This is a genomic window from Chitinophaga sp. sic0106, from assembly GCF_019219075.1.
Classification (GTDB): domain Bacteria; phylum Bacteroidota; class Bacteroidia; order Chitinophagales; family Chitinophagaceae; genus Chitinophaga.
The window spans coordinates 453,155-478,423 of sequence record NZ_JAHUWJ010000003.1 but is presented as its reverse complement, the minus strand read 5'-3'; the positions used below and the strand labels follow the sequence as shown (position 1 = coordinate 478,423).

Below are 25,269 nucleotides of genomic sequence, written 5' to 3'. Positions count from 1 at the left end.
ATCAGAGATTGTCTTTGAGTTTGAATCTGATGAGTATGGGATTGTCAGAAGGCTTTCCTTTTTTAAAGAATTTTTCCAGCCTTTCCGGGTATGCTACTGTCCGGAATGCCATGTTTCGCTCATGTGCATTGAACATCAGGGAGGCAGCTTCTGAGCAATACAGGTAGCCTTCGTGAATTTGTGTAATGCCTTCATTTTGCCATTCGTTTCCGGTGGTAAAGGGTAGGAAACAGGTGGTACTGTCGGTACTTACTTTTTCCAGTTGCAACATGTTGCCTGTTTTAAGATTCATCACCATGGTAGCTGGCTTTCCATAGGAGGTAAGCCGGAACAGAAAATAGTTTCCCAAGGTAGCGGTGTTGCCAATGCTATAGATATACGCCGGGTTTTTGGAGAAATATTCCCAGGGTCTTTGTTTGCCCAGACTATCGCGCATGGCATCTGGTGGTACGGTTTGGGCTAGTGGGAAGATGAAACGCAGATAAGGGAGGGCGGTATCTTTTGTAACCCTGTATATCAGCTGTTCATTAAAATCGGACATGTACACCACCGTGTCGTTTTCACTACGTAACAAATTCATCGTAGAGGTAGTGATCATGTTGGTGCCGGCGTCCGGGCCGCCAAAGGAGTTCAGGGGCATCAGTCCCTTAGTAAGCATGGTATCTTTATAAATTGATACCCGGTTTACTGCACTATCTTTTTTGTTATCCCGGGCATAGAAGTGCCGGGCAACCATGTAGCCATTTGATAATAAGGTGGTTGCGTACTTGTCTTTGATGGCAGAATCTTTTCGGATCAGGTTACAATCAAAGTCATATAGTTCACTCATTGGTTTCGAATTCCTGTGAACATAAATCGTTTTCTTATGTACGTCCACGGTGATATGTTGTATCAGGTTCTTATAATTCTCCGCATTGCCACCGGTAATTTTTTTGTAGAAGCTGCCGTCTTTTTTGAACAATAGCACGCAGTTGGTAGAGGCATCCCGGATAATGAAGAAATCATCCGATACGGCCAGCTGATCAATTTTTCCAAACAGGCTGGCTTTGGTGGTTTCCAGCGGAATAAATTCCATTGTCTCAAAAATTTTGCTGGTAGTGCCGCCCCTGGCCATCTTAGGGTCCAGGCGCATCACTTTTTCCTGTGCAATAACAGGTGAGCCGGCACACAGGAGCAGTAATAACCCTGATATCAGCGATATACGAATCATGTATTGGGAGGATGTTGTTAGAAAATAGGTATCACGTAACAGTAGGAAAATGAGGTGTTGGTCAACTCAGGTTCCCGGGGAGATTTGCATTTTCATTGTTTAGCAATAACGTTTTGAACAGTACAGGGATTTTATCGCCTGTAACTATTCAAATGTAATACCAGATATAGTTTTTATAGATATTTTTCTTTGGCTGGATAAGTTGTTACTATTTGCGGGATAATTGGAAAAACAGGAGTTCCTTCGGTTGTGGATGCGGAATTGCTATAAATCCACTTTTTTGGAGCGATCGGATAGATGGTTGATTGGCCGCCACTACTTCTGCATTAACCACCCTTGCGTTCATTTGCTCAAAGGCAAAATGAATCACTGCGGCCATGGCTTCCTGCATGTAGCCCTGGCGTTGGAAGGAGGGCATGAGTTCATAACCGATTTCCACGCTGCCGTCGGCCGGCTGGTAGTTCCAGAGGCATATGGTACCAATTAGTTGGGGAGATGGAGGCGCTGTGATCACCCAATAGAGTCCTTCTGCGTTAGCGAAGCGGTTGTTGGTGCTGGTGATGAATTGTCGCGCTGCAGCCAGATCGATGGCTGCAGGTCGTTCCAGGTACGTGTTTACGTCCGCGTTAGAGCGGAGTTGCTGTATGGCCACGTCATCGGTGGGCTGTAACTCCCGGAGGAGCAGCCTGTTGGTGCTAAGGGAGGGGAATGGATAAAAGTCAGTATGTAGCATAAATGCGGTTATAATTCCAGGTGCTGAACGCAATTGTAAAGATGGCAACTCCAGCTATTATCTGAATGCAGTATTTCTGTGATGGAGGTGTTTTTTAACATGTTTTGATGGGGGGCATCCGGCACCAGTTCCCGGATCATTTTCCGGATAAATCCGCCGTGGCTCACGATCAATATTTTCTTGCCGGGATGTTTGGCAACGAGTTCGGATAAAAACTCCGTGCCTCGGGTAATTACTTCTTCAGGAGTTTCAATACCGAGGTCCATTAGTTTCCAGTCGCTGCCCCATTTGCTGACCCTTTCTTCTTCGGTGGTACCTTCGGTGAGGCCGCCACCGGCTTCGCGGATGCGGTCGTCTTCCAGGAGCGTGCCTGGATGCTGCATGGCATCGGCGATGATCTGCGCGGTTTCTTTAGCGCGTTGCAGTCTGCTGCTGTATACGATATCGTATGTTTCACCCATGAGTCGCTGGCCGAGCTTGCGCGCCTGCTCTCTGCCTTCTTCATCCAAAGGAATATCTGAGCTGCCTTGTAATCTTCCTGCTTTGTTCCAGGCTGTACTTCCGTGTCTGATAATTGCTATGCGGGTGGTCATTAAGTTTATTAAGATATGTTAATGTGCAAAGATAAAAAATGATTCGGGTAGGTTCGAATGCAAAAGGTTAAATTTAGATAGCCAAAAAAGTTATGTTATGTTATCCTTTGAGAGAATCAGTGAATTATTAGGGAAAGACAGCGAGTTGCTGCTCCAGCATTCCAGTAAAACGATCCATAAGTCATCCTTACACATGCCGGGCCCGGAAACTGTCAATGATCTATACGGGTACAGCAGTCGCAACCCGCAGGTACTGCGCAGTTTGGGGCAGTTGTTTGGCACTGGCCGGCTGGCCCAAACGGGCTATATGTCCATTTTACCTGTGGATCAGGGGGTAGAGCATAGTGCCGGCGCCTCTTTTGCCAAAAATCCGGCTTATTTCGATCCGGAGAATATCGTAAAATTAGGCCTGGAGGGCGGCTGTAATGCGGTGGCCTCTACCTTTGGTGTACTGGCGGCCGTTTCGCGGAAATATGCCCATAAAATCCCTTTTATTGTCAAAATCAACCATAACCAGCTGCTCACTTATCCGAACCGCTTTGATGAGGTGTTGTACGGCACGGTGCAGGAAGCCTGGAACCTCGGCGCTGCTGCCGTGGGAGCCACAATCTACTTCGGTTCTGATAATGCCGACCGGCAGCTGGTGGAAATAGCCCAGGCTTTTGAACATGCCCATGAGCTGGGAATGGCCACTATTCTGTGGTGCTACCTCCGCAATGATGCCTTCAAAAAGGATGTGGACTATCACCTCGCCGCCGATCTTACAGGTCAGGCCAATCACCTGGGAGTCACCATTCAGGCCGATATTATCAAACAGAAGCTGCCGGAGGTAAATGGAGGATATAAGGCGCTCAATGCGGGCAATTCCACCTATGGTAAGCTGGATGACCGCATTTATACTGAACTCACGTCCGATAATCCGATTGACCTTTGCCGCTACCAGGTAGCTAATTGCTACATGGGCCGTATGGGGCTGATCAATTCCGGCGGTGCCTCCGCCGGTGACGGGGATTTGGCAGATGCCGTGCGCTCTGCGGTGATTAATAAACGCGCCGGTGGTGCAGGCCTGATTTCAGGAAGGAAAGCGTTTCAGCGGCCGATGGAAGAAGGAGTGGCGCTGCTGCATGCTATTCAGGATGTGTATTTGAATGGGGAAGTAACGATTGCATAACAATTTATCGATTAACGACCGCCTTCGGCGGTCGTTAATCGATCTGGGCGGGACCGCAGGTCCCACCCAGATCGAAAATTATTCGCGCACCTGCCCGCTGCCATACACAAACCATTTCTCCGTTACCAGTTTCTCCAATGCAAACGGTCCTCTGGCGTGTAATTTCTGTGTGGAAATACCTATTTCTGCCCCTAATCCAAATACGCCGCCGTCGGTAAACCTGGTGGAGGCATTGACGTAAACCGCCGCCGCATCCACGGTGTTCATGAATTTTTCGCTTATCACCGGGTCACGTGAGATGATCGCTTCCGAATGTTTGGACGAATGCCGCTGAATATGTTCCAGCGCAGCTTCCAGGCCGGGTACAACTTTTACCGAACATTTCAGGTCCAGGAACTCGCGCCCGAAATCTTCCGGGGTGGCAGTATGCAACTGCGGATAGGCAGATTGCTGCAGTAATTCAAATGCTAACGGTTCCGCATATACGTCTACCTGATACGCTGCGAGTTTAGGTGCGAGCAGTTTCAAAAATTCAGGTGCTACCGCTTCGTCTACCAGCACGGTATCCAGCGCATTACATACCGATGGGCGCGATACTTTGGCGTTGGTGACAATATTGGCGGCCTGCTCCAGGTCGGCCGAGCTTTCCACATAAGTATGACAAACACCCGCGCCGGTTTCGATCACCGGTACTTTGGAGTTGGCACGTACAAAGTCGATCAGCTGCTGGGAGCCGCGTGGGATGATGATGTCGATATATTTTACAGCAGCCAGCATATCCGCTACCAGCGCACGGTCTGGCGGCATGAGCGTAACCGCATTTTTGTTGGTATGGTATTTTTCCAGGAGCGACTGTATGATGCTCACCAGGATGGTATTGGTATGCAGCGCATCTGTGCCGCCGCGGAGCACACATACGTTGCCTGAGCGGATGCAAAGGGCGGCCACGTCAACGGTTACGTTGGGGCGCGACTCATAGATCACCCCTACTACGCCGAGGGGAACTGTTTTCTTTTGTACCAGCAGGCCGTTTTCCAGTTGCTTTTCTGACACGAGCACATTGGCGGGGTCGGGGAGGCGGGCAATATCTTTTAAGCTTGCCGCCAGACCGCGAATGCGTGTGCTGTTGAGCAGGAGCCTGTCTTTCTTGGGATCTTCATCCGGCATCCTGTCCAGGTCCAGCTGATTGGCGGCCATTATCTCGGATGTTTTTTGCTGTAGTACTTCAGCCAGTTCATTCAGCAGCTGCTGACGCTGTGCGTCGTTGAGCTGCCGGAGCGAAGGTGCAGCCTGCTGCGCCTGTTCCAGTAAGGTGTCTATGCTTTGCATGATGGGGATCATTTACAGCAGCACAATATCATCTGCATGTGCTACTTCTGTATTTTGTTGCCGGCCGGTTTTTTCCAGCATATCGGAAGAGAGTCGGGCCCTTCCTACGGCAACGGCTATATTATTTTCATTTACAATTTCTATTACCTCGCCTTCTTCAAATTTCTCCAGCACTTCTTTTACGCCTACGGCCAGCAGAGAGTGTCTGCTCTCCAGGGCTTGCTGGGCGCCGGCATCCACGAGGATACGGCCGGTTACCAGACTGCCGCTGGCCAGCCATTTACGGCGGGCGGGCATGCTGCAGGTTTGCGGCAGGCACAGGGTGCCGGTATTGCCGTTGATGGCGTTCAGGATACCGTCGGTAGTACGGATGCCGAATATTACCACTTGTATGCCCATGCGGGTGGCTAGCCGGGCGAAGGTGAGCTTGGATACCATGCCACCCAGGCCGAGGGCAGATTTTTCTTTATCGGCCAGTCCCAGCGCGTGTTGATCTATTACATCTATTTTAGGTACTACATTTCCTTCGCGGTCCAGTACACCGGCAACGGATGTGCTGAACAGCAGCTGTGTGGCGCCAAAACCAACAGCAATCAGGGTGGCCAGTTCATCGTTATCGGAAAACTTGAGCTCTGTATTGCTCACCACATCATTTTCATTGGCGATAGGGATGATATTGTTTTCCCACAGCTCTTCGTATGTTCGTTTGAGTTGGAGGAACTGTTCTCTGTTGGAAAAATGATGGCGCTCGCAGAGGCTCTGGGCAACGGCGATATCGTACGGGGCAAAGTATTTACTGTATTTGCTCAGCAGCAGGGGGTTGCCGATAGCGGCGGCGGCTTTACGCTCGCTGATGCTGCCGGAATAATTTTTCAGATGTTGCCTGCCTGCGGCCACCGCGCCGGATGATACCAGCACAATATGATAGGATGCGTGCAACTCCGCTACCTGACGGGCAATGCCGGCGATCACCGTTTCGTCCAGGTCACCGTTTTCGCGGGTGATAGACGCGGTTCCAAATTTTATGACAAGTATTGGTTTGCTCACAATTTTTAAGAATTTGCTGACAAAATATTGAAATACTACGAACTTTAATAACGTTAGCGCATAATTACAGACATTTGGATATGATCAGGATATTAGTCATAGAAGATGAAGAGCGTGTGGGAACGCTTATCAGGCGCGGATTGGAGGAGAGTGATTACGAAGTTACCCTGGCCCGCGATGGCAATGCCGGGCTTAAACTGGCCCTCACCGGCGAGTTTGAGCTGGTGATCACGGATATTATCCTGCCCGGTGTGGATGGGTTAGCACTCAGTCGCAGTATCCGCGAGGCTTTACCCGATATCCCGGTGCTCATGCTCACCGCGCTGGACTCTACGGACGACAAGGTAGAAGGCTTTGAAGCCGGTGCAGACGATTACCTGGTGAAACCTTTTGACCTGCGGGAGCTGCAGGTAAGGATTAAAGCGCTGCTCAAGCGCTATAGTGGCCGCCGCCAGCAGCCATCAAAAGTACTGCAGTACGCAGGCCTGCAAATGGATCTCCGGGCAAAAACTGTGACCAGGGATGGGGTGGAAATCAACCTCACACCAAAAGAGTTCCGCCTGCTGGAATACCTCCTGCAACGCCCGGAAGTAGTGATTTCGCGCACGGAACTGGCCGAGAACGTATGGGATACCCACTATGACACAGGGACTAACTTCATTGACGTCTACATAAATTACCTTAGAAAAAAGATTGATAAAGATTTTTCAGTAAAATTGATTCATACCAGAACAGGTATGGGCTTCATTTTAAAAGCTGGATAAAATGAAAATCCGAACGCGGCTGACACTATTGATATCAGGCATCACTGCGGCCATTCTGCTGCTGCTGGTGATCGTAATTTATATTTCATATGCCCGTGACCGTGAGGAGGACTACTACAAAAACCTCCACCGGCAAGCCATCACCAAAGCTAATCTGCTGCTGGATGCGCACATCGATCCGCAGGTGCTGCAGCTGATTTACCGCAATAGCAGCGGAAATCTGGCGCAGGAAGAAATCGCGATTTATGATTCCACGTTTCAGCTGCTGTACCATGATGCGGCCGACATCGACAAGGTAAAAGAAACCCCCGCCATGCTGGAAAATATCCTGGAAAGTGAGGAGATCTTTTTCAAACAGGGGCAATGGCAGGTGGTAGGCTTTTCGTACCGCCATCAGGGTAACAACTACCTGATAACCGCGGTGGCGGAGGATGAGTATGGGTATGCGCGACTCCGTTACCTGGCCTGGATTCTGGGCATCTCCTGGGTGGGTGCGCTGGTTTGTATTGTGATTGCGGCGTACTTCTTTGCGCGACTGGCTTTCAGGCCGGTATCCCAGCTGGTGGACCGGGTGGAGGAAATTACGGCAACCAACCTGGATAAGCGCGTGCCGGAAGGCAACGGCAAGGACGAGATGGCAGAACTGGCCATTACCTTTAATGCCATGCTGGACCGCCTGGAGCAGTCGTTTGACGCCCAGAAACAGTTTGTATCCAACATTTCACATGAGCTGCGTACGCCATTAACCGCTATGATGGCGGAGCTGGAGATTTCAGCATCGCGGGAGCGGCCTGCTGATGAGTATTTGCAGAGTATGCAGCATGCAATAGCGGATGCCAGGCAGCTGGTGCGACTCTCCAACAGTCTGCTCGACCTTGCCAAGGCAAGTTACGACCCGGCAGAAATCCGGTTTAAGTTGCTCCGGCTTGATGAAGTGCTGATGGAAGGCAGGGAAGAGGTGCTGAAGGCTTTCCCTTTTTACCGCATCAATGTAAATTTTGAAGAAGGGGAGGACGCGCCGGATTATTTGTCCATCGAAGGCAATGAATACCTGCTGAAAGTGGCTTTTGTGAACCTGATGGAGAACGGCTGTAAATTTTCTGACAATCATGAGATGCAGGTGGTGGTAACCTGGTTCAAGGGGCATACTATACTGCGTTTCAGCGATCATGGCGTTGGGATTGTGAAAAAGGACCTGCCGAATATATTCACCCCGTTTTACCGGGGTGCTAACGGGCAATATGCGGATGGCACGGGTATCGGGTTGCCGCTGGCCTCACGGATTATTAAACTGCATAAGGGAAAGATCAGTGTGGTGTCGAAGGAGCGGCAGGGGACTACGTTTACAGTGGAATTTGCTTTCACATAATTTGGCGCCTGCGGTACAGGAACCGGCAGTCTGAGGGTGTGAGGCCGCCGGCATCGGTGGCCTCACACCCCTTAAATCCCAGGGCGTAGCCCTGGGATTTAAGGGGTGACAACGGAAACGTTTTCAGGCCCTGCCGGTACTCATAATATTATGTAAATTCGCACTTCCCGGAATTCAAAAATTCCTTTCAAAAAAAATTCATCGAAAAATTTCGATATTTCAAAAATAGTACTACATTTGCATCATGGATTTGGGATTAATTGAAAAAGCAGCCAATGCCATAGCGGACAAACACCGGTTATCCATTCTGATGGAGATCGCGAAAAAAGGAAGTATGGCTTGTGGCGATATGTGCGGTCTGACTTGTTTATCTCAGCCTACTGTGTCTCACCACGTAAAAATACTGGTGGACAGTGGAGTTCTTAATTCAACAAAGACCGGTCGCGTGCTGGAGCTCACCATCAATAAAGAGATGATGAAACAGCTGTCGATGTTCTTTCTTAAATTGAGCTGATCGGCTTTCCACGGTGAAAGCTACCAGCTTTTTTTATCCGTTGAAACATCGATTTTTTTAAATGTTTAGATATGGGAGATGCAAATCTCTTTTTTTGGGTGTTCAAACATTGAAACTTTTAAATAAATCAAAGGAATCATAAGCAATCTGTTTTCAATACGGGCATTGTAGGCAGATTTTGGTTAATGGTAAGTACAAACGGAGGCGCTTTCCCCGCAACGGGTGCGGGGAGAGCGGAACCTTCACAAAAGAGGAATTTCCTCAGATTATTGGATTAGTGTAGTTCTTTATTTCTCGTAGAGCAGCAAAGCAGGTAAGCAGCCAAGGATTTTGTTTTGTTGTATGAATGGAGTTTTTTCCGCCAACGGCGGAAAAAACTCCTCAGGGGAGAGACCAAAGGTCTCCCCCCTGATAAAAAACAAGCCTTTGCTGCTCTTATGTTTGCAACAAACAACAATACATAAGCCTTGGCTGCCTTGCGAGAGAAAAAGACCCACACTAATAAATAAGCTGAGTTCATCATAACAGATTGTATAGCTAAAAAGGGATTTCTATCTGTTCACACAGGTAACTAAAAACAGCAATGGTAAAGAAACAACAGCAAACGATCGTCATCACTGGCGGCAACAGCGGAATAGGTTATGCTACAGCAGAAGAATTTTTAGGAAGAGGTTACCGCGTGCTGATCACAGGTAGAAACCCTGCAGCCATACAAAAAGCCGTACACCAGCTCGGCTATCCGGCCGAAGGATTCAAGGCGGATGTGCAATCACTGGAAGACACCACAAAACTGGCGGAATTTGTCCGCTCCCGCTACGGGCAAATTGACGTGCTCTTTATCAATGCCGGTATCGGGAAGTTCGGACCATTCGAAGCAACAACAGAAGAATTATTTGACGAATTGATGAACATTAATTTCAAAGGAGCATTTTTCACAGTGCAGCAATTGCTGCCACTACTGAAAGAAGGCGCAAGTATAGTGTTTCTTTCTTCCAGCAATGCAAACGGCGGTATGCCGGGCGCAGCAGTGCACTCCGCCAGCAAAGCGGCCCTCAATTCCCTGGCCAGAACCCTGTCCAGAGAACTTGCACCACGCAACATCCGGGTAAATACCATCGTTCCCGGTCCCGTAAACACACCCATACTACAAAAAGCAGGATTTGGTGAAGATACCCTTCAGCACATGGCCAGCCGCATCCCACTGGGCAGAGTGGCACAGCCGGCAGAAATTGCCAGCATGGTAGGCTTCATCACCTCTCCGGAAGCATCTTTTGTACATGGAGCGGAAATCAATATCGATGGCGGTTTCTCAGTTCATCCATTAGCAGGTTAGTCATCAAATTTGCCATAATTGAAATTGTATTCTCCAACCAGACAGACTTCATCCATAACCCCTTATAAACCACTTCATCCATTGTCGGGCTCCAAGGTAATAGTTATCCGGTTTGCCCCGGGAAACGGAAGCCATCCCCCTCCCGGCGTTTTAACCAATTAAAATTTCTGAAAGCCGAAATCAGCGATTTCAGCCTTCGGAATCTATCCCCGCAAAAGGCAAGGCTAGACTCAACAAAAATTTTTTCCTCAATTACATTGAAATATTTAAATGTTTGAAAAATGAGTACTTATCAAGATAAAACAGTCGTTGTCACAGGTGGCAACAGTGGCATAGGCTATTCCACAGCAGCAGAATTTCTGAAAAAAGGATACCGGGTACTGATCACGGGTCGTAAACAGGAAGCAGTACAAAAAGCTGTGCAGCAGCTGGGTGAGCCGGCAGCCGGATTTACCGCCGACCAGCAATCGTTGGAAGATACAAAGGAACTGGCAGCGTATATCCAAAACCGTTACGGTAAAATAGATGTGTTATTCATCAACGCCGGCGTAGGAACATTTGCCCCCTTTGATACCGTCACGGAAGAGAGCTTTGACAACACCATGGACATCAATTTCAAAGGCGCCTTCTTTACCGCACAATACCTGCTGCCACTCATCAATGAAGGAGGAAGCATCATATTCCTCTCCTCCATCAACGCTATTGCCGGAATGCCAAATGCATCGGTATACAATGCCAGCAAAGCTGCACTCAACGCACTCTCCCGCACTCTCGCCAGAGAATTAGCTCCTAAAAATATACGTGTAAACGCCGTGAACCCGGGACCTATCAGAACACCTATTTTCGATAAGGCCGGCATCGACGAAGCCACACTCGAACAATTTGGTTCGCTCGTGCCTTTACGACGTATAGGGGAACCACAGGAAGTAGCGCAGCTCGTTACCTTCCTGGCTTCACCGGAAGCCAGCTTCATCACTGGTGCTGAAATGAATGTGGACGGTGGCTTTGCCGTACACCCACTCGCTGGTTAATTTGTTTAATCACCATATAATCTCAAAAAAACAATGAGTACTAATCAGGAAAAGACAGTAGTAGTAACAGGTGGCAACAGTGGAATTGGATATGCTACCGCAGAAGAGTTTTTGAAGAAAGGATATAAGGTACTTATTACAGGTCGTAACACCAGCCTTATAGAGAAAGCTGTGCAACAGCTGGGAGAAGGAGCGGCAGGCGTTACGGCCGATCAGCTATCGCTGACAGATATTAAAAGCCTGGCGGAGTTTATACGTCACCGTTATGGCAAAATTGATGCACTGTTTCTCAACGCAGGTATTTTCGCCTTCGCCAGTGTGGAAGATACCACAGAAGAGCAGTTCGACTCCATGATGGACATCAACTTCAAAGGTGCCTTCTTTACGGCACAGCAGCTGATCCCACTCATCAACGAAGGCGGCAGCATCACTTTCCTTTCCTCCATTCATGCCGACACCGGCATGCCCAATTCATCGGTGTACAGTGCCAGCAAAGCGGCCGTAAACGCTTTGGTACGCACACTTTCCAGGGAGCTGGCCCCAAAAAAGATCCGTGTAAATGGTGTGAACCCCGGACCAGTTTCTACTCCTATATTAGATAAGGCCAATGTGGAAGCCTCCGCCGTGGACCATATCAGCAACCTGATACCCCTGAAGCGCATGGGATACCCTTCGGAAATAGCCAAACTGGTGACTTTCCTGGCCTCTCCGGATGCCAGCTTCATCACAGGTGCTGAAATCAATGCCGACGGCGGCATGGCCGTACATCCAATGGCCGGTTGATTTGTAATGTTGTAATTGTTCCCGGTATTTCCCGCAGGTAGCTTCCTGGCGGGAAATACTTTTGGGTTTATCCCATCTTGCGAAGCAGCTTCCCCAGCGTTTTCAGACTATCATCCACCTGCTTGCTCCACGGCACACTATAACTGATACGCATACAGTTGCTGTAACGATCCTGCAACGTGAAAATCCTTCCCGGACATATACTGATCTTGTGCTTCAGCGCCTGCTGAAACAATTCGTAGGTGTTGATATGCCCTTCCAGTTCTATCCATAATACACATCCTCCCTGCGGGCGACTCACACGCGCACTCTCCGGGAAATACTCCATGATGGCCTGGGAATAACGCAGACACTGCGTATGTAATATCTTCCTGAGATTTCTTAGATGATTTTCATAACGCCCCGTTTCCAAAAAATTACCTACTGCTGCATGGGTAATACTGGGAGATGCAATCGCATGCATATGCTTTAATTGCAGTATTCTTTCCTTGTACTTTCCCGGTATCGTCCATCCCACGCGGAACCCAGGCGCCACGGATTTTGATATCGAACTACAGTACAACACATTCCCTTTCCGGTCAAAGGATTTACAGGTAGCCGGGCGCTGTTTGCCAAAATACAGATCGCCATATATATCATCCTCTATCAACGCGATATCATACTTCTCTATAATACCCACCAGCTCCTTCTTATGCTTGTCGGGCATACAACACCCAATCGGGTTATTGAAATTCGGCACAAACAGGCAGGCCTTGATCTTATGGCGGGGAATCGCTTTGTCCAGATAAGCCAGATCAATTCCCGTGGCCGGATGGGTAGGCACTTCCAGTACTTTCAGCCCCAGGCCTTCGGCCAGTTGCAGCGCGCCATAGTAGGCAGGGCTCTCGATCGCAATGGTATCGCCAGGCTGGGTAACGGCACTGAGGCATAACGTGAGCGCCTCTACGCAGCCATTGGTGGTTACCACGTCATTTTCTGTATAGGCCCCGCCCCAGTTGAGGGACAACAGTGCCAGCTGCCGGCGCAGACGTACGTTTCCCTGCAAAGGATCATAGGCCACCCCGTAATTGGGCAGCTCACGCAGCGCCTGCACTACCGCTTTCGCCATTTTTGCCGCAGGTAATATCTCCGGTGGAGGTGTGGCTACGGAAAACTTCATGATGTCCGACGCTGCCATCAGGTTAAATACGGCCGCCACCATTTCATGTACCGTTACTTCCGCCGCCTTTTTTACCGGCTCACAGCTGGCAGGCAAATCCGGCATGCGCTTGCTGTTAAACCGGATGTAATAGCCCGACTTAGGCCGCGATTCAATCAGGCCCTTCGCTTCCAGATGGTAATAAGCCTGGAAAGCGGTACTTAAGCTAATCCCCTGCTGCTTGCTTAAAGTACGCACGGATGGCAGCTTTTCGCCAATTTTAAGCACCTCTTTTTCTATCAGCTGCTCAATATTATCTGCTACCTGGATATATAGATGTTCTGCTGTCTTAATCATGATGCTAAGTATCTGATATGGTGTAAAAGTAGGAAATTGAATCTGTTATTTCGCAATAATCGGGCTTGCAACTGTGCGCCGATTTTTTATTTTTGTAGGATATGAAGTCGCAGCAGCTTTTGGTGGATATCAACGACCCCGGTAATTTTTCATTTGCAGCATGCCTGGTGTTCCTTGGCCGGTCGGATAAGGAGAACCTGCATTTTATCCGCAACGGTATGCTGGAAAAGCTGGTGGTGGCCGATAGCATCCCTGTGCTGATCAGGGTTTCAGGCGTTGTGGGTCATCAGTTAAGTGTAGAGATGTTACCGGTTTCTTTCCCTGAGTTAACGGAAGAGGTGCCGGTACTGACGGAAAAAGCCATTGCTTACATCACCCGTTATGTAACGCGGTGGCTGCACCTGGATGGGAGCTTACAGGCTTTTTACAACTATGCTGATCAAAACCCGTTGCTGGCCGGTTTACCGGAGAGATACAAAGGGCTGCGGCTGATCGGCATCCCGGATCTCTTTGAAACCCTCTGCTGGACAATCATTGGGCAGCAAATCAACCTGACGTTTGCCTATACCCTGCGTCAGCGGCTGATCACACACTTCGGCTACAGTGTAACACTGGACGGGCACACCTATCACCTGTTTCCCCGCCCTGAAGTGATTGCCGCCCTTACTCCGGAGGTACTTACGGCCATGCAGTTTTCTGGCAGCAAAGCCCGGTACCTGATTGCCACAGCACAGGAAATAGTAAACGGCACTTTTTCGATGGAAGCACTGGACCAAATGGATTACCAGCAGGCAAAAGAGCGATTGCTTGCACTGAAAGGAATCGGTAACTGGTCCGCCAATTATATACTCATGAAATACGGTCGTTTTCCGGAAGCGCTGCCACTGGAAGATGCCGGCCTGCACAACGCCATCAAAGGGCGCCTGCAGCTGGAAGCCAAACCAACCGCAGCAGAACTGAGAGCAATCACGGGCATATGGGGCGAATACGCCGCCTATGCCACCTTTTATCTGTGGAGAACATTACTACCCCAATAAATTATATATGGATACGCTGTATCATCTTCGTATAGACACCCCCGTAGGAGCACTGCTGATCAGTGGCACCACTGCCTATATTACGTCTGTATCATTTACCAACGACCCGGAAGAGGAGTTCCATGAAGCACCGCCATTGCTGCTGGAATGCGCGCAGCAGCTATTTGAATATTTCGCGGGCGACAGAAGAGCTTTCGATCTCCCCATCTCGCAACATGGTTCTGTGTTTCAACATACAGTTTGGAGTCAGCTGGTGAAAATTCCTTATGGCCAAACCATTACCTACCTCCAACTCGCCAAACGCATTAATAACGTGAAGAGCATACGCGCAGTAGGTACCACCAACGGCAAAAATGCACTCGCTATTATTGTGCCCTGCCACCGGGTAGTAGGCGCAAACGGTGTACTCACGGGCTATGCAGGAGGATTATGGCGCAAGCGGTGGTTGCTGGATCATGAAAGAGGAGATCTGTTTTCAGGATTGAGATAAATGTTATCACGGGAATTATTTTAAGTTCGCAATGGCGCCTTCGGCGCCAGGAGAGCGATCTTTTTTCTCGCAAAGCAGCAAAGCAAGTAAGCAGCAAAGGCCTGCATTTTGTTCCTATAAGTTTTTCTCCGTGAGGCAAGATTATTTTCCGCCATCGGCGAAAAAAAATCTCCATCAAACAACAAAACACAATCCTTTGCTGCTTACCTGCTTTGCTGCTTTGCGAGAAAAAAAGATAAACCACAAGCCATCCACGAAAAAATCTGATCTGTACAAAATTTACAAAACTGAATCTGTTTTAACATCCTGAATTTTATCAATTTTGTGTTGCGATTAGCGAATGATTACTTCACCTTTAATCCGGCACACATGAAATTAGCAGCAGATTTACAAGCAACAGATCAGTTATTAACCCTCAGCCAGGCCTTTACCAGTAAGTATCTTGCAGGATTAAATACACTCGCCCCACATCGTAATATTCCTGCGCTGCCAGCTGCTACGCTCCCTGAGCAAGGGATGGGGGCAGCTGCAACGCTGGAAAAGTTTACCGCTATGTATGGTGATAGTCTCGCTGCCGGTAGCGGCCCCCGCTACTGGGGCTTTGTAACCGGTGGTGTTACACCAGCCGCACTGATGGGCGACTGGATCACCGCCGCCACTGATATGAACGGTTCCAGCAGCGGTTCTGTCGCACTACAAATTGAAAAAGATGCGATACAGCAATTGAAGTCGCTCTTTAATATTCCGGAACATTTCTTCGGCGCCTTCGTGAGTGGCGCTACCACCGCTAATTTTACCGGGCTGGCTATTGCCCGGCAGTGGCTGGGAGAGCAGCTGGGTGTCAATATCGCAGCAGAAGGAATGGCATCTTTCCAAAATATAAAAATCCTGTCCGCAGCTCCCCATTCCAGTGTTCTCAAATCCTTGTCCATGCTGGGTATTGGCCGTAATAACCTGGTGCGTATACCAGCCATTCCCAACCGGGAAGCGGTAGAGGTGCACGCACTAGAATATTACCTGCGGGAAAATCCCGGTCAGCCGGTGATATATGTTGCCAATGCAGGCACCGTGAATACTGTTGATTTCGATGATATCGAAGCCATTGTCGCCCTGAAGAAAAAGTATAATTTCTGGTTGCATGTGGATGCTGCCTTTGGTGGCTTTGCTGCCTGCAGTCCGGATTTCAGCCACCTGCTAAAAGGCTGGGAGCAGGCGGACAGCATTACCATTGATGCACATAAGTGGCTGAACGTACCTTATGATTCCGCCATGATTTTTTGCCGTCATCCGCAGTTACAGGTTAGCGTTTTTCAAAATCCTGGCGCCGCTTATCTTGGTGATCCGCAGGAGGAGTTTCACTACAACAATTACGTACCTGAAAACTCCCGCCGGTTAAGGGCTTTGTCGGCCTGGTTTACCATGCAGGCTTATGGTAAGGATGGCTACCGTACTATCGTGGAAAATAATGTGAAGCATGCGCGGCAATTGGGAACGCTCATTGCCTCGGATGCGCGGCTGAAGCTACTGTCGCCGGTGCGTTTATGTGTGGTGTGTTTTACGGTAGATGTGGAAGCTGCCGCGCAGGCAGCCAAAGTAGATGCTTTATTACAGGCACTGAATGCCAGCGGCGTAGTATACATGACTAAAACGCGGTACCAGGGGCAGCCCGCTATCCGTGCAGCTTTGGTCAACTGGCGTACTACCGCTGAAGATGTAACGCTGGTATGGGAAACCATGCAGCAACTGTTAACCACTATATATTAGCTACCATGCGTAAAGCAACACCCATTGGGTACCTGGCACTGGCCATCGTTAGTATTTTCTGGGGCACCACCTATATGGCTTCCAGCATTGGCGTCCGTTATCTGCATGGCATTAGCCTGTCGGGCTTGCGGCAAGGGACCGCAGGATTTATACTCGTTTCTATTTTCCTGTTGCGTGGTAATGCCATTCCTAACCGCGCCGTATTAGGCAAGCTGTTCATGATTTCCTTACTGATGCTGGTGGGGAGTAACGGATTAATGACCTGGTCCATGAAATACATACCCAGTGGGCTGGGCGCAATTATCAGTGCTACGGTGCCGATCTGGATCACGCTCTTCAGCTTTATCCTGGTGCAGCGCACGCGACTCAGCACCCAGCTTTGTGCGGGGCTCTTCCTGGGTTTCGCCGGTGTGGCTGCCATATTTTATAATTACCTGCCGAGCATGATGAATCCGGATTTCCGCTTTGGTATCCTCTTGTGTGTATTCGCTTCTTTATGTTGGGCGCTGGGTTCTGTGCTCACGGCCAAGTGGGCGCTCGATATAAATTTCCTGTACGGGGCAGGGTATCAGATGTTGTTTAGCGGGGGGGTGATGCTGCTGGTGTCGACCCTGATTATGGGAGAGCCGCTGCATTTTGCCAGCTTCCCTGCCGAACTCTGGGAGAGCCTGTTGTACCTGATATTGTTTGGTTCCCTGCTGGCATACGGCGCCTATGTGTATGTGTTAAATAATATGCCTACTTCACTGGCATCTGTGTATGCATACATCAACCCTATTGTGGCGGTGCTGCTGGGATGGATCTGGCTGAAGGAGAGTCTGACCTGGATGATGGGGATCGGCACGCTGATCACGCTGGCAGGGGTATACCTGGTAAACGGCGCAGTGGCTAAAAACAAGCAGGTGATGGTAACGGAATAATAACGTCTACCTATATACGAAAAATTTTAAGGTAGAAGTATAGTCAGATGCCGCCCCGGTTTTTACCGGATCAGGCATCTGAACTATTTTTTTAAGGAAAAGGGGTTAACTTGAGTACTATTAAAACTATTCAAATGGAAATCATCCAGGCAAGCACTTTGCACCTCAATGAAGTGGCTGTATTATTCGATACTTACCGTTCTTTTTACAAGGCGGCACCTGATTTTGAAGGGGCGCTGAAATTCATTTCCGAGCGTATGGAAAAAGGGGAGAGCCGTATTTACGTGGCGTTGGAATCGGACGAAATCATAGGTTTTATGCAGCTTTATCCGATTTTCACCTCTCTTGGCATGAAACGTGCGTGGGTGCTCAACGATTTATTTGTCCTGGAAGCCCATCGTGGCAAAGGAGCCGGTGGTATGCTCGTGGATGCTGCCCGCCAGCTGGCCATAGATACGGAAGCAGGATATGTAGCGTTACAAACGGAGGTGACAAATGAAACCGCACAGCGGCTGTACGAAGAAAAAGGATTTAAGAAAGATACCGATTTCTATTACTACTATCTGTCCGTTTAATCGTTGATTTTTCATTTTACATTTACAGGATGGATAAGCATCAGAATCCCTGGAAAATACATTCCAGTGAAACGAAGTACGAAAATAACTGGATCAGGATCACACATAACGAAGGGCTGAATCCCGCCGGCAATCCAGGTATCTATGGTGTCGTGCATTTTAAAAATGTGGCCATTGGGGTATTAGCTTTGGATGAGGAGATGAATACCTACCTGGTAGGGCAGTTTCGTTTTCCGCTGAACCGCTTCAGCTGGGAGCTGCCGGAGGGCGGCGGAGCGCTGGACGAGGACCCGCTGGATGCCGCCAAGCGTGAATTACTGGAGGAAACAGGCCTCGTAGCCTCGGAGTGGGAGCTGCTTACCCGCATTGATACCTCCAACTCTGTCACCGACGAAACAGCGGTGGTATTCCTCGCCAGAGGACTGCACCAGGGGGAGTCGGAACCGGAAGAAACCGAACAGCTCACCGTACGGAAGGTGCCTTTTGAGGAAGCCTACCGGATGGTGCAGGACATGGAAATCACGGATTCCATATCCGTAGCGGCTATCCAGCGAATGAAGCTGCGACTCCTGGGGTATTAGATCGCTATTTCCCAAAGGACTAGTATCTTTGTGGCAATGGAAAGGAAATTTAAGAAGCACACGAGCCCGCGTCCGAAGCAGTCCTCGCTGATTATAGGCCGTCAGCCTGTTATAGAAGCTATCAACAGTGGCAAGCCTATCGAACGTATATTCATGCTCCGCAGTGCTACGGGAGACATTATCCCACAGATCAAAGAAGCGGCACAATCTTACAATATACCTGTAAACCTGGTACCGGTGGAAAAGCTCAACGGGTTTACCCAGGCTAATCACCAGGGTGTTATCGCCCTGGCCGGTAATGTTACCTACCTGGATTTGCAGGATGTTATTTCTCACGTAACTGAACAGGGACAAACACCATTGTTCCTCCTCCTGGATGGTATTACGGATGTTCGTAATATCGGCGCCATTGCCCGTAGTGCAGTGTGTTGCGGTGCCCAGGCCATCATCATCCCCGACAAAGGCGTGGCTGCTCTCAACGAAGAAGCCATGAAATCCTCTGCCGGCGCCCTGGAACGCATTGCAGTATGCCGTGTAAACAGTTTGCTCAAAGCCATTGATACCCTGCATCTCAACGGTATCAAAGTGATGACCAGCGAAATGGAAACCGAGGCCGTACTGCATGAATGCGACCTTACCGAACCGGTGGCCATTATCATGGGCTCTGAGGATAAAGGCGTATTCCCGGCCCTGCGTAAAGCATCCGATGTACTGTTCCGCATCCCGATGGCCGGTAAGTTTGAATCATTCAACGTATCCGTTGCCGCAGGCATCATCCTGTACGAAGCCATGAAGCAGCGGATGTAACCGGATCTTATCTGCTTATTCCAAACTATGCATATGCTTAAACTGATAGAATGTCCCAGAGATGCCATGCAAGGATGGCACCGGATCATCAGCACGGAAGAAAAAGTGGAGTACCTCAATGCCCTCCTCAAAGTAGGCTTTGATACGATCGATTTCGGCAGCTTTGTATCGCCGAAAGCGATTCCGCAGATGGCGGATACCGCAAAGGTATTGCCGCAACTGGATCTTTCCGGCTCTAAAAGTAAGCTGCTGGCTATTGTTGCCAATGTAAGAGGAGCGGAGGAAGCAGTGATATTCGATGAAATCAGTTACCTGGGCTTTCCCTTCTCTGTATCTGAAACCTTTCAGCTGAGAAATACCAATAAAACTATTGCAGAGTCCCTGGAGCAGGTGCAAACCATCCAGGAGCTCTGTATTAAGAATAAAAAAGAGCTGGTCGTGTATATTTCCATGGGCTTCGGCAATCCTTACGGGGACGCCTATAGTCCGGAAATAGTGCTGCGCTGGGTCGAAGAAATGGTGAAGATGGAGATCACCACCATTTCACTGGCCGATACCGTAGGCGTTGCAGATCCGGTGGCCATCCGCAACCTGTTTAGCCACCTCATTCCGGCTTATCCCCAGGTGGAGATTGGCGCTCACTTTCATGCGGCGCCCAACAACTGGCAGGAAAAAGTAATGGCAGCCTGGGAACATGGCTGCCGGCGGTTCGACAGCGCGCTGAAAGGTATTGGTGGCTGCCCTATGGCCAAAGATGAGCTGGTGGGCAACCTGGCCACGGAAAACCTGATCGCTTTTTGTGAACAGCACCAGGCCCCATTGCAGCTGGACCACGCAGCCCTGCGCAAAGCACAGGCCCTGGCCGATATCGTTTTTAAGAATTAAGCAGATTACATGCAATTTCACCTGAGCTTTCCGGTAGATACGTTGGAAAACGCCATACAGCACAGCGATAAGCTGCTGCTCATGGGTTCCTGCTTCGCAGAAGAGATAGGCCGCAAACTGGAAGCAAATTATTTTGATACCCTTATCAATCCCCATGGGATACTATTTAATCCACTCAGTATCACCCATGCCCTTACCACTTACCTGGACGGTAAGGTATATACGAAAAATGACCTCTTCCTCCACGATGATCTGTGGCATAGCTGGGATCATCACAGCCGCTTTTCAGGTACTGAGCCTGAGCAGGTTTTGGGAGAGATAAACCGCTACCAGCAACTGGCGGCCGCGCAGCTGGAACAGGCCGACTGGCTGATCCTCACCCTCGGTTCAGCCCACGCATACCACCTGAAAGATGGGAACCGCCTGGTTGCTAACAATCACAAAGTGGCCGGCGCCAATTTCTACAAACGCCTTTGCACGGCGGAAGAAATCATTACCTCGCTGGATAATGTCATGCATCGCCTGTTTTTCAGAAACCGGAAGGTGAACATCCTGTTTACCGTTAGCCCGGTGCGCTATATCCGCGACGGTGTAGTGGAAAACAACCTAAGCAAAGCGGTGCTGCTACAAGCAGTGCATCACCTGGTGAATAAGTTTGCGCGACTCTATTATTTCCCGGCTTATGAGCTGGTGATAGATGATTTGCGGGATTACCGCTTTTATAAGGAAGATATGGTGCACCCGAATGAGCAGGCGATCAGTTATGTGTGGGAGAAGGTAGTGGAGCATTGTATTCATCCGCAGAGTCAGCAACTGCTCAAGCAACTGACCGAACTCAATAAGGCCGCGGCTCACCGGCCATTTAATCCGGACAGTGTCCGGCATCAGCAATTCGTGGCCACCCAGTTGGAAAAGGTCAGGAAGCTGATGCAGGAACATCCGGAACTGCAGCTGCACAAGCTATTGCAACAGCTGCAGTCGCAACAACTATAACGGTTCTCCTTTACGTTCGCGGATCATTACCATGCCAAATACAAAGCAGATCAGCGCTATGGCAATAGGATAAATTAATCCTGCCAGGTGATTGTTGTATTGTGTAACGAGAATGGTGGAAATCGTGGGCAGGAGTCCGCCGAAAACCCCGTTGCCGATATGATACGGCAGCGACATGGATGTGTACCGGATACGTGTGGGGAAGAGTTCTACGAGGAAAGCCGCAATAGGCGCATATACCATCGTTACAAACAGTACCTGGATAAATATCAGCAATACCAGGAATGTCATGTTTTTCGTACTTACGATGATTTCTTTTTTACCGTCAGTTTCATTCATGATGGTAGCATCATCGTAGGTATGTACCCTGGTAGTTACCGTTACCATTTCACCGGCATCCGTGCGGTGGCTTTTGTTTTCAATGCGGAAAGCATCTTTCAGTTCCATTTTTTTGTCTACGTTGCCGATGTTGTCCATGGCAGCATAAATAGGATAATAGGCGAGAGCGGCTATGAGCATGCCTGCCATCATAATCTTCTTGCGGCCGATGCGGTCGGAGAGTCCACCGAAATAAATAAAGAACGGCGTACCCAGCAACAGGCCTATTGCAATAATGATATTCGACTGCACAAACTCTATATTCATCGTTTTTTGGAGGAACGACAGCGCATAGAACTGACCCGTATACCATACCACGCCCTGGCCCATGGTAGCGCCAAACAGCGCGATGAGCACGAGTTTCAGGTTTTCCTTGTTGCCAAAGCTTTCTTTGATGGGATTGGTACTGGTTTTGCCTTCCGACTTCATCTGCGCAAACAGGGGCGATTCCTGGAGGCGGATGCGGATGTAGTACGACATCACCACCAGCAGAATGCTGAGCAGGAAGGGTATTCTCCATCCCCATTCATTAAAAGCCTCAGACGACATGCTGGTGCGTGTGGCGAGAATTACCCCCAGCGATACAAACAAGCCCAGCGTGGCTGTTGTCTGTATAAAACTGGTATAGTATCCTCTTCTTTCTGCCGGTGAATGCTCGGCTACATAGGTGGCTGCACCACCGTATTCACCACCAAGAGCAAGGCCTTGGAGGAGTCGTAGCACCAGGATCAGCGCAGGTGCTACCAACCCCACGGTGGCATAACTCGGAATAAGGCCTATGGCGAAGGTAGAACCACCCATGATCATGAGCGTGAGCAGGAACGTGTATTTGCGTCCGGCTTTATCCCCGAGGTGACCAAACACAATAGCGCCAAAGGGCCGTACGATAAAGCCCACCGCAAAAAAGGCGAGCGTGGCAATGTAAGCCAGTTCGGGATTGCTGGGGGGAAAGAATTTTTCAGAGATAATAGACGATAAGCTACCGAAAATGTAGAAGTCGTACCACTCTATCAGCGTGCCTGCCGACGAGGCGAAGATTACCTGCCAGATGTTCTGCTTAGCAGTTAGTGTTTTCATAAACGTGTAGACGGATTGGATGATAAAAAGTTACCGTAAAAGTTAATGAAACTTTATTATGTTTCATAACCGCATACAATCTTTCTTTATCTTTAGAGAAGAGCTGTTTATATCCATGAGATTCCGTCGTGTTACCTTACTAACCTTATTGTTATGTGGAGCCCTGCTGGTGTCCGCACAAAACGCCCAGCGGCCAAAGATCGGACTTACGCTGAGTGGTGGCGGTGCGCGGGGGCTGGCTCATATCGGCATTCTGCAGGCGATTGACAGTGCCGGCCTCAAGATCGATTACCTAACGGGAACGAGTATGGGCAGTATTATCGGCGGGCTGTATGCCATTGGTTACTCCGGCGATTCCATAGAGTCGGTGGCAAAAAATATGGACTGGAATGTACTTTTCAGTAATCAGCCGAATATCTCCGACATCTCCTATGAAGAAAAGAGCGAGTACAATAAATACATTATAGAGATTCCGTTTGAATATGGTAAGCCCAAACTCGCTTCCGGCGTGATTTCCGGAGAGGCGCTCTGGCTGCAGCTGGCAAAGCTCTGCTGGCCGGCGAAAGATCAGAAAGACTTCACCAAATTCAATATTCCGTTTAAATGTATTGCCACCAATGTGGCCACAGGGGAAATTGTAACGCTCGACAGTGGTGAGCTGGTAACCAGTTTACGCGCCAGTATGGCCATTCCTTCAGTGTTTACCGCGGTAACCATCGATGGCCGTAAGCTCGTGGATGGCGGTGTGGTACGCAATTTTCCTATTATCACCGCTAAGGAGATGGGGGCTAACCTGGTGATAGGTTCCAACGTAAGCGGGGGATTGCAATCGGCGGACAAGCTCATTACGCCCATCGATATCCTTTACCAGCTTGGGTTTTATAAAGATGCGGCCGACTTTGAAGAGGCCAGAAAGCAATGCGACATTTACATCTCCATAAATAAAGAATTAAAAGATTATTCCGCCGCCAGCTTTGGTAGTGTGGATTCCATTATTGCTGCCGGACAAAGGGTGGGCCGGGAAATGTACCCGATGTTTAAGCACCTGGCGGATTCGCTGAATGCTTTATACCCGCCGCAAGACAGCTTTGTAGTGAACCGGCTGCCTTTTACCGCCGATATAGAACTGAGTAGCATCCATGTAAACGGGCTGGTACATTCTGATGAAAAGTTTTTTAAACAGCGTCTGAGACTCAAGCCTGGCGGGTGCTACAGCTCCCAGCAACTGAAAGAGGCCGTGCAGAACGTTTATGGTACCAGGTTTTATAAAATCATTACCTACAATCTTACCCCTGAAGGGTATGGACGGAGTCGCATGGATATTAACGTGGAAGAAAACGCCCTGACGTACGCTAAATTTGCCCTCAACTACAACAGCTTTACCAATGTAATGGCAGTGCTGAACCTTACCCAGCGCAACTTTATCGTGAAAAACTCCCGTAGTTTTGTGACGTTGGGAATCAGTGAAAATCCGCGGCTGGAAGCGCAATACTTCAAATACCTGGGTAGGCGCAGGAATTTTGGCTTCGGTTTGCAGGCCTACTATGAGAATAACGGGCTGAATTTCTACGATGAGGAGTTTGAAAAACTGCAAAACTACCGCAATAAGTATGCGCATGTGGGCATGAATGTACAGTTTACCTTTGGTGGCACCATGGCTATGGGAGCAGCCACCAGGTGGGAGTACATCAAGTACCTGCCACAGTATTCCCCTATGCTGGAGCTGAGGGGGAGTACCAATCAAATGAACAGCTTTGTTTACTTTGGCATTAATTCTCTCGATAGAAAAATATACCCGACACAAGGTATGCTGCTGGATTTCCAGACCGGTTACATTTACAGTCAGCATTCCGGTATTCGTGTGAACATTGATGGTCAGCCGGTGAATCCGGATAGTGTGGGCATCAGTTTCCGCGATTTCCAGCACGCGATGCTGAAAGCGAAATATTACCTGCATGTGAATGATAAGTCGGCCATAGAGCTGAATGCCGCTGGTGCCGTGAATTTTGGTAATCAGCAATCAGGGGTAAATACCTACTTCATTGGCGGTATGACTGATGTAATGCACAACCAGATCCCTTTTGTGGGATTGTTTGAAGGGGAAGCGATTACTACCAGTGTGGCGGCTTTGCAGGTGGCCTGGCAGTGGGAGTTTCTAAGAAATTTGTTTGGGATGCCGAGAGTGGGTGCAGCGGTATACGACCTGAATGCCAGCACTACCGGGAAATATAAGTACCTGAGCGGATATGGGCTGGGCATGGGCTATAGTAGCAGGTTGGGGCCGATTGAGGCTACGATGATGTATAGTGATCAGGTGGGGAGGGTAAGGTTTTATGTGAATATGGGTTTTAATTTTTAATGATTTACGTAGCGTGGAGGGCTGCGCCCTC

The 25,269-nt window shown here is 49.2% G+C and carries 24 protein-coding genes; 17 read left to right on the top strand and 7 right to left on the bottom strand.

The window, feature by feature from the left end:
• Position 1: 1 nt before the first annotated feature.
• The 3 genes from KW844_RS06935 to KW844_RS06925 all read right to left on the bottom strand — a co-directional run bounded on the left by KW844_RS06935 (position 2) and on the right by KW844_RS06925 (position 2,536).
• Positions 2-1,210 (bottom strand): 6-bladed beta-propeller, encoded by a 1,209-nt coding sequence (locus tag KW844_RS06935; RefSeq protein ID WP_218375982.1) that lies wholly within the window; start codon positions 1,208-1,210, stop codon positions 2-4.
• Between the two features lie 208 nt (positions 1,211-1,418).
• Complete coding sequence (locus KW844_RS06930; RefSeq protein ID WP_218375981.1) at positions 1,419-1,943, bottom strand: GNAT family N-acetyltransferase; 525 nt, start codon at positions 1,941-1,943, stop codon at positions 1,419-1,421.
• Positions 1,944-1,951: 8 nt separating this feature from the next.
• The gene (locus KW844_RS06925; RefSeq protein WP_218375980.1) at positions 1,952-2,536 is read right to left on the bottom strand and encodes a histidine phosphatase family protein; all 585 of its coding nucleotides are present in this window, start codon (positions 2,534-2,536) and stop codon (positions 1,952-1,954) included.
• 97 nt (positions 2,537-2,633) lie between these two features.
• On the opposite strand from KW844_RS06925, the gene KW844_RS06920 reads away from it, so the two are divergent.
• Complete coding sequence (locus KW844_RS06920; RefSeq protein WP_218375979.1) at positions 2,634-3,707, top strand: class I fructose-bisphosphate aldolase; 1,074 nt, start codon at positions 2,634-2,636, stop codon at positions 3,705-3,707.
• Positions 3,708-3,785: 78 nt separating this feature from the next.
• Here the strand turns inward: KW844_RS06920 and KW844_RS06915 are convergent, their stop codons facing one another.
• Positions 3,786-5,036, bottom strand: coding sequence for a glutamate-5-semialdehyde dehydrogenase (locus tag KW844_RS06915; protein WP_218375978.1), 1,251 nt, complete (start codon positions 5,034-5,036; stop codon positions 3,786-3,788).
• Between the two features lie 12 nt (positions 5,037-5,048).
• Positions 5,049-6,083: a glutamate 5-kinase gene (gene proB / locus KW844_RS06910; protein ID WP_218375977.1), complete on the bottom strand. Its 1,035-nt coding sequence runs from the start codon at positions 6,081-6,083 to the stop codon at positions 5,049-5,051.
• A gap of 80 nt (positions 6,084-6,163) precedes the next feature.
• On the opposite strand from proB, the gene KW844_RS06905 reads away from it, so the two are divergent.
• The 6 genes from KW844_RS06905 (at position 6,164) to KW844_RS06880 (ending at position 11,877) form a co-directional block, all read left to right on the top strand.
• A complete protein-coding gene (locus KW844_RS06905; RefSeq protein WP_255578259.1) occupies positions 6,164-6,847 on the top strand; it encodes a response regulator transcription factor in 684 nt (227 codons plus the stop codon).
• Position 6,848: 1 nt separating this feature from the next.
• The gene (locus tag KW844_RS06900) at positions 6,849-8,216 is read left to right on the top strand and encodes an ATP-binding protein (protein ID WP_218375975.1); all 1,368 of its coding nucleotides are present in this window, start codon (positions 6,849-6,851) and stop codon (positions 8,214-8,216) included.
• A gap of 244 nt (positions 8,217-8,460) precedes the next feature.
• On the top strand, positions 8,461-8,730 hold the full coding sequence (locus KW844_RS06895; protein WP_073078726.1) for a helix-turn-helix transcriptional regulator: 270 nt from the start codon (positions 8,461-8,463) through the stop codon (positions 8,728-8,730).
• Between the two features lie 583 nt (positions 8,731-9,313).
• The gene (locus KW844_RS06890) at positions 9,314-10,063 is read left to right on the top strand and encodes an SDR family oxidoreductase (RefSeq protein WP_218375974.1); all 750 of its coding nucleotides are present in this window, start codon (positions 9,314-9,316) and stop codon (positions 10,061-10,063) included.
• 281 nt (positions 10,064-10,344) lie between these two features.
• Complete coding sequence (locus KW844_RS06885) at positions 10,345-11,094, top strand: glucose 1-dehydrogenase (protein WP_218375973.1); 750 nt, start codon at positions 10,345-10,347, stop codon at positions 11,092-11,094.
• 33 nt (positions 11,095-11,127) lie between these two features.
• A complete protein-coding gene (locus tag KW844_RS06880) occupies positions 11,128-11,877 on the top strand; it encodes an SDR family oxidoreductase (RefSeq protein ID WP_218375972.1) in 750 nt (249 codons plus the stop codon).
• Between the two features lie 67 nt (positions 11,878-11,944).
• On the opposite strand, the gene KW844_RS06875 is transcribed toward KW844_RS06880, so the two are convergent.
• Entirely contained in the window at positions 11,945-13,372 is a 1,428-nt protein-coding gene (locus KW844_RS06875) for a PLP-dependent aminotransferase family protein (protein ID WP_218375971.1), read from the bottom strand.
• A 101-nt stretch (positions 13,373-13,473) separates the two neighbouring features.
• Between KW844_RS06875 and KW844_RS06870 the strand changes: the two genes are divergently transcribed.
• The 9 genes from KW844_RS06870 (at position 13,474) to KW844_RS06830 (ending at position 21,424) form a co-directional block, all read left to right on the top strand.
• A complete protein-coding gene (locus KW844_RS06870; RefSeq protein WP_218375970.1) occupies positions 13,474-14,409 on the top strand; it encodes a DNA-3-methyladenine glycosylase in 936 nt (311 codons plus the stop codon).
• Between the two features lie 7 nt (positions 14,410-14,416).
• Positions 14,417-14,899 (top strand): methylated-DNA--[protein]-cysteine S-methyltransferase, encoded by a 483-nt coding sequence (locus KW844_RS06865; protein WP_218375969.1) that lies wholly within the window; start codon positions 14,417-14,419, stop codon positions 14,897-14,899.
• 369 nt (positions 14,900-15,268) lie between these two features.
• Positions 15,269-16,663: a pyridoxal-dependent decarboxylase gene (locus KW844_RS06860; protein WP_218375968.1), complete on the top strand. Its 1,395-nt coding sequence runs from the start codon at positions 15,269-15,271 to the stop codon at positions 16,661-16,663.
• 5 nt (positions 16,664-16,668) lie between these two features.
• Positions 16,669-17,583, top strand: coding sequence for an EamA family transporter (locus KW844_RS06855; protein WP_218375967.1), 915 nt, complete (start codon positions 16,669-16,671; stop codon positions 17,581-17,583).
• A gap of 134 nt (positions 17,584-17,717) precedes the next feature.
• Entirely contained in the window at positions 17,718-18,158 is a 441-nt protein-coding gene (locus tag KW844_RS06850) for an N-acetyltransferase (RefSeq protein WP_218375966.1), read from the top strand.
• 29 nt (positions 18,159-18,187) lie between these two features.
• Positions 18,188-18,739, top strand: coding sequence for an NUDIX hydrolase (locus tag KW844_RS06845; RefSeq protein ID WP_218375965.1), 552 nt, complete (start codon positions 18,188-18,190; stop codon positions 18,737-18,739).
• A gap of 36 nt (positions 18,740-18,775) precedes the next feature.
• Complete coding sequence (gene rlmB / locus KW844_RS06840) at positions 18,776-19,546, top strand: 23S rRNA (guanosine(2251)-2'-O)-methyltransferase RlmB (protein WP_218375964.1); 771 nt, start codon at positions 18,776-18,778, stop codon at positions 19,544-19,546.
• 33 nt (positions 19,547-19,579) lie between these two features.
• Positions 19,580-20,431, top strand: a complete 852-nt coding sequence (locus tag KW844_RS06835; RefSeq protein WP_255578258.1) for a hydroxymethylglutaryl-CoA lyase — start codon at positions 19,580-19,582, stop codon at positions 20,429-20,431.
• Between the two features lie 9 nt (positions 20,432-20,440).
• Positions 20,441-21,424: a GSCFA domain-containing protein gene (locus KW844_RS06830; protein ID WP_218375962.1), complete on the top strand. Its 984-nt coding sequence runs from the start codon at positions 20,441-20,443 to the stop codon at positions 21,422-21,424.
• On the opposite strand, the gene KW844_RS06825 is transcribed toward KW844_RS06830, so the two are convergent.
• Positions 21,419-22,879, bottom strand: coding sequence for an MFS transporter (locus tag KW844_RS06825; RefSeq protein WP_218375961.1), 1,461 nt, complete (start codon positions 22,877-22,879; stop codon positions 21,419-21,421). The genes KW844_RS06830 and KW844_RS06825 overlap by 6 nt on opposite strands.
• Before the next feature lie 115 nt (positions 22,880-22,994).
• Between KW844_RS06825 and KW844_RS06820 the strand changes: the two genes are divergently transcribed.
• Complete coding sequence (locus KW844_RS06820) at positions 22,995-25,238, top strand: patatin-like phospholipase family protein (protein ID WP_218375960.1); 2,244 nt, start codon at positions 22,995-22,997, stop codon at positions 25,236-25,238.
• Positions 25,239-25,269: the final 31 nt, after the last annotated feature.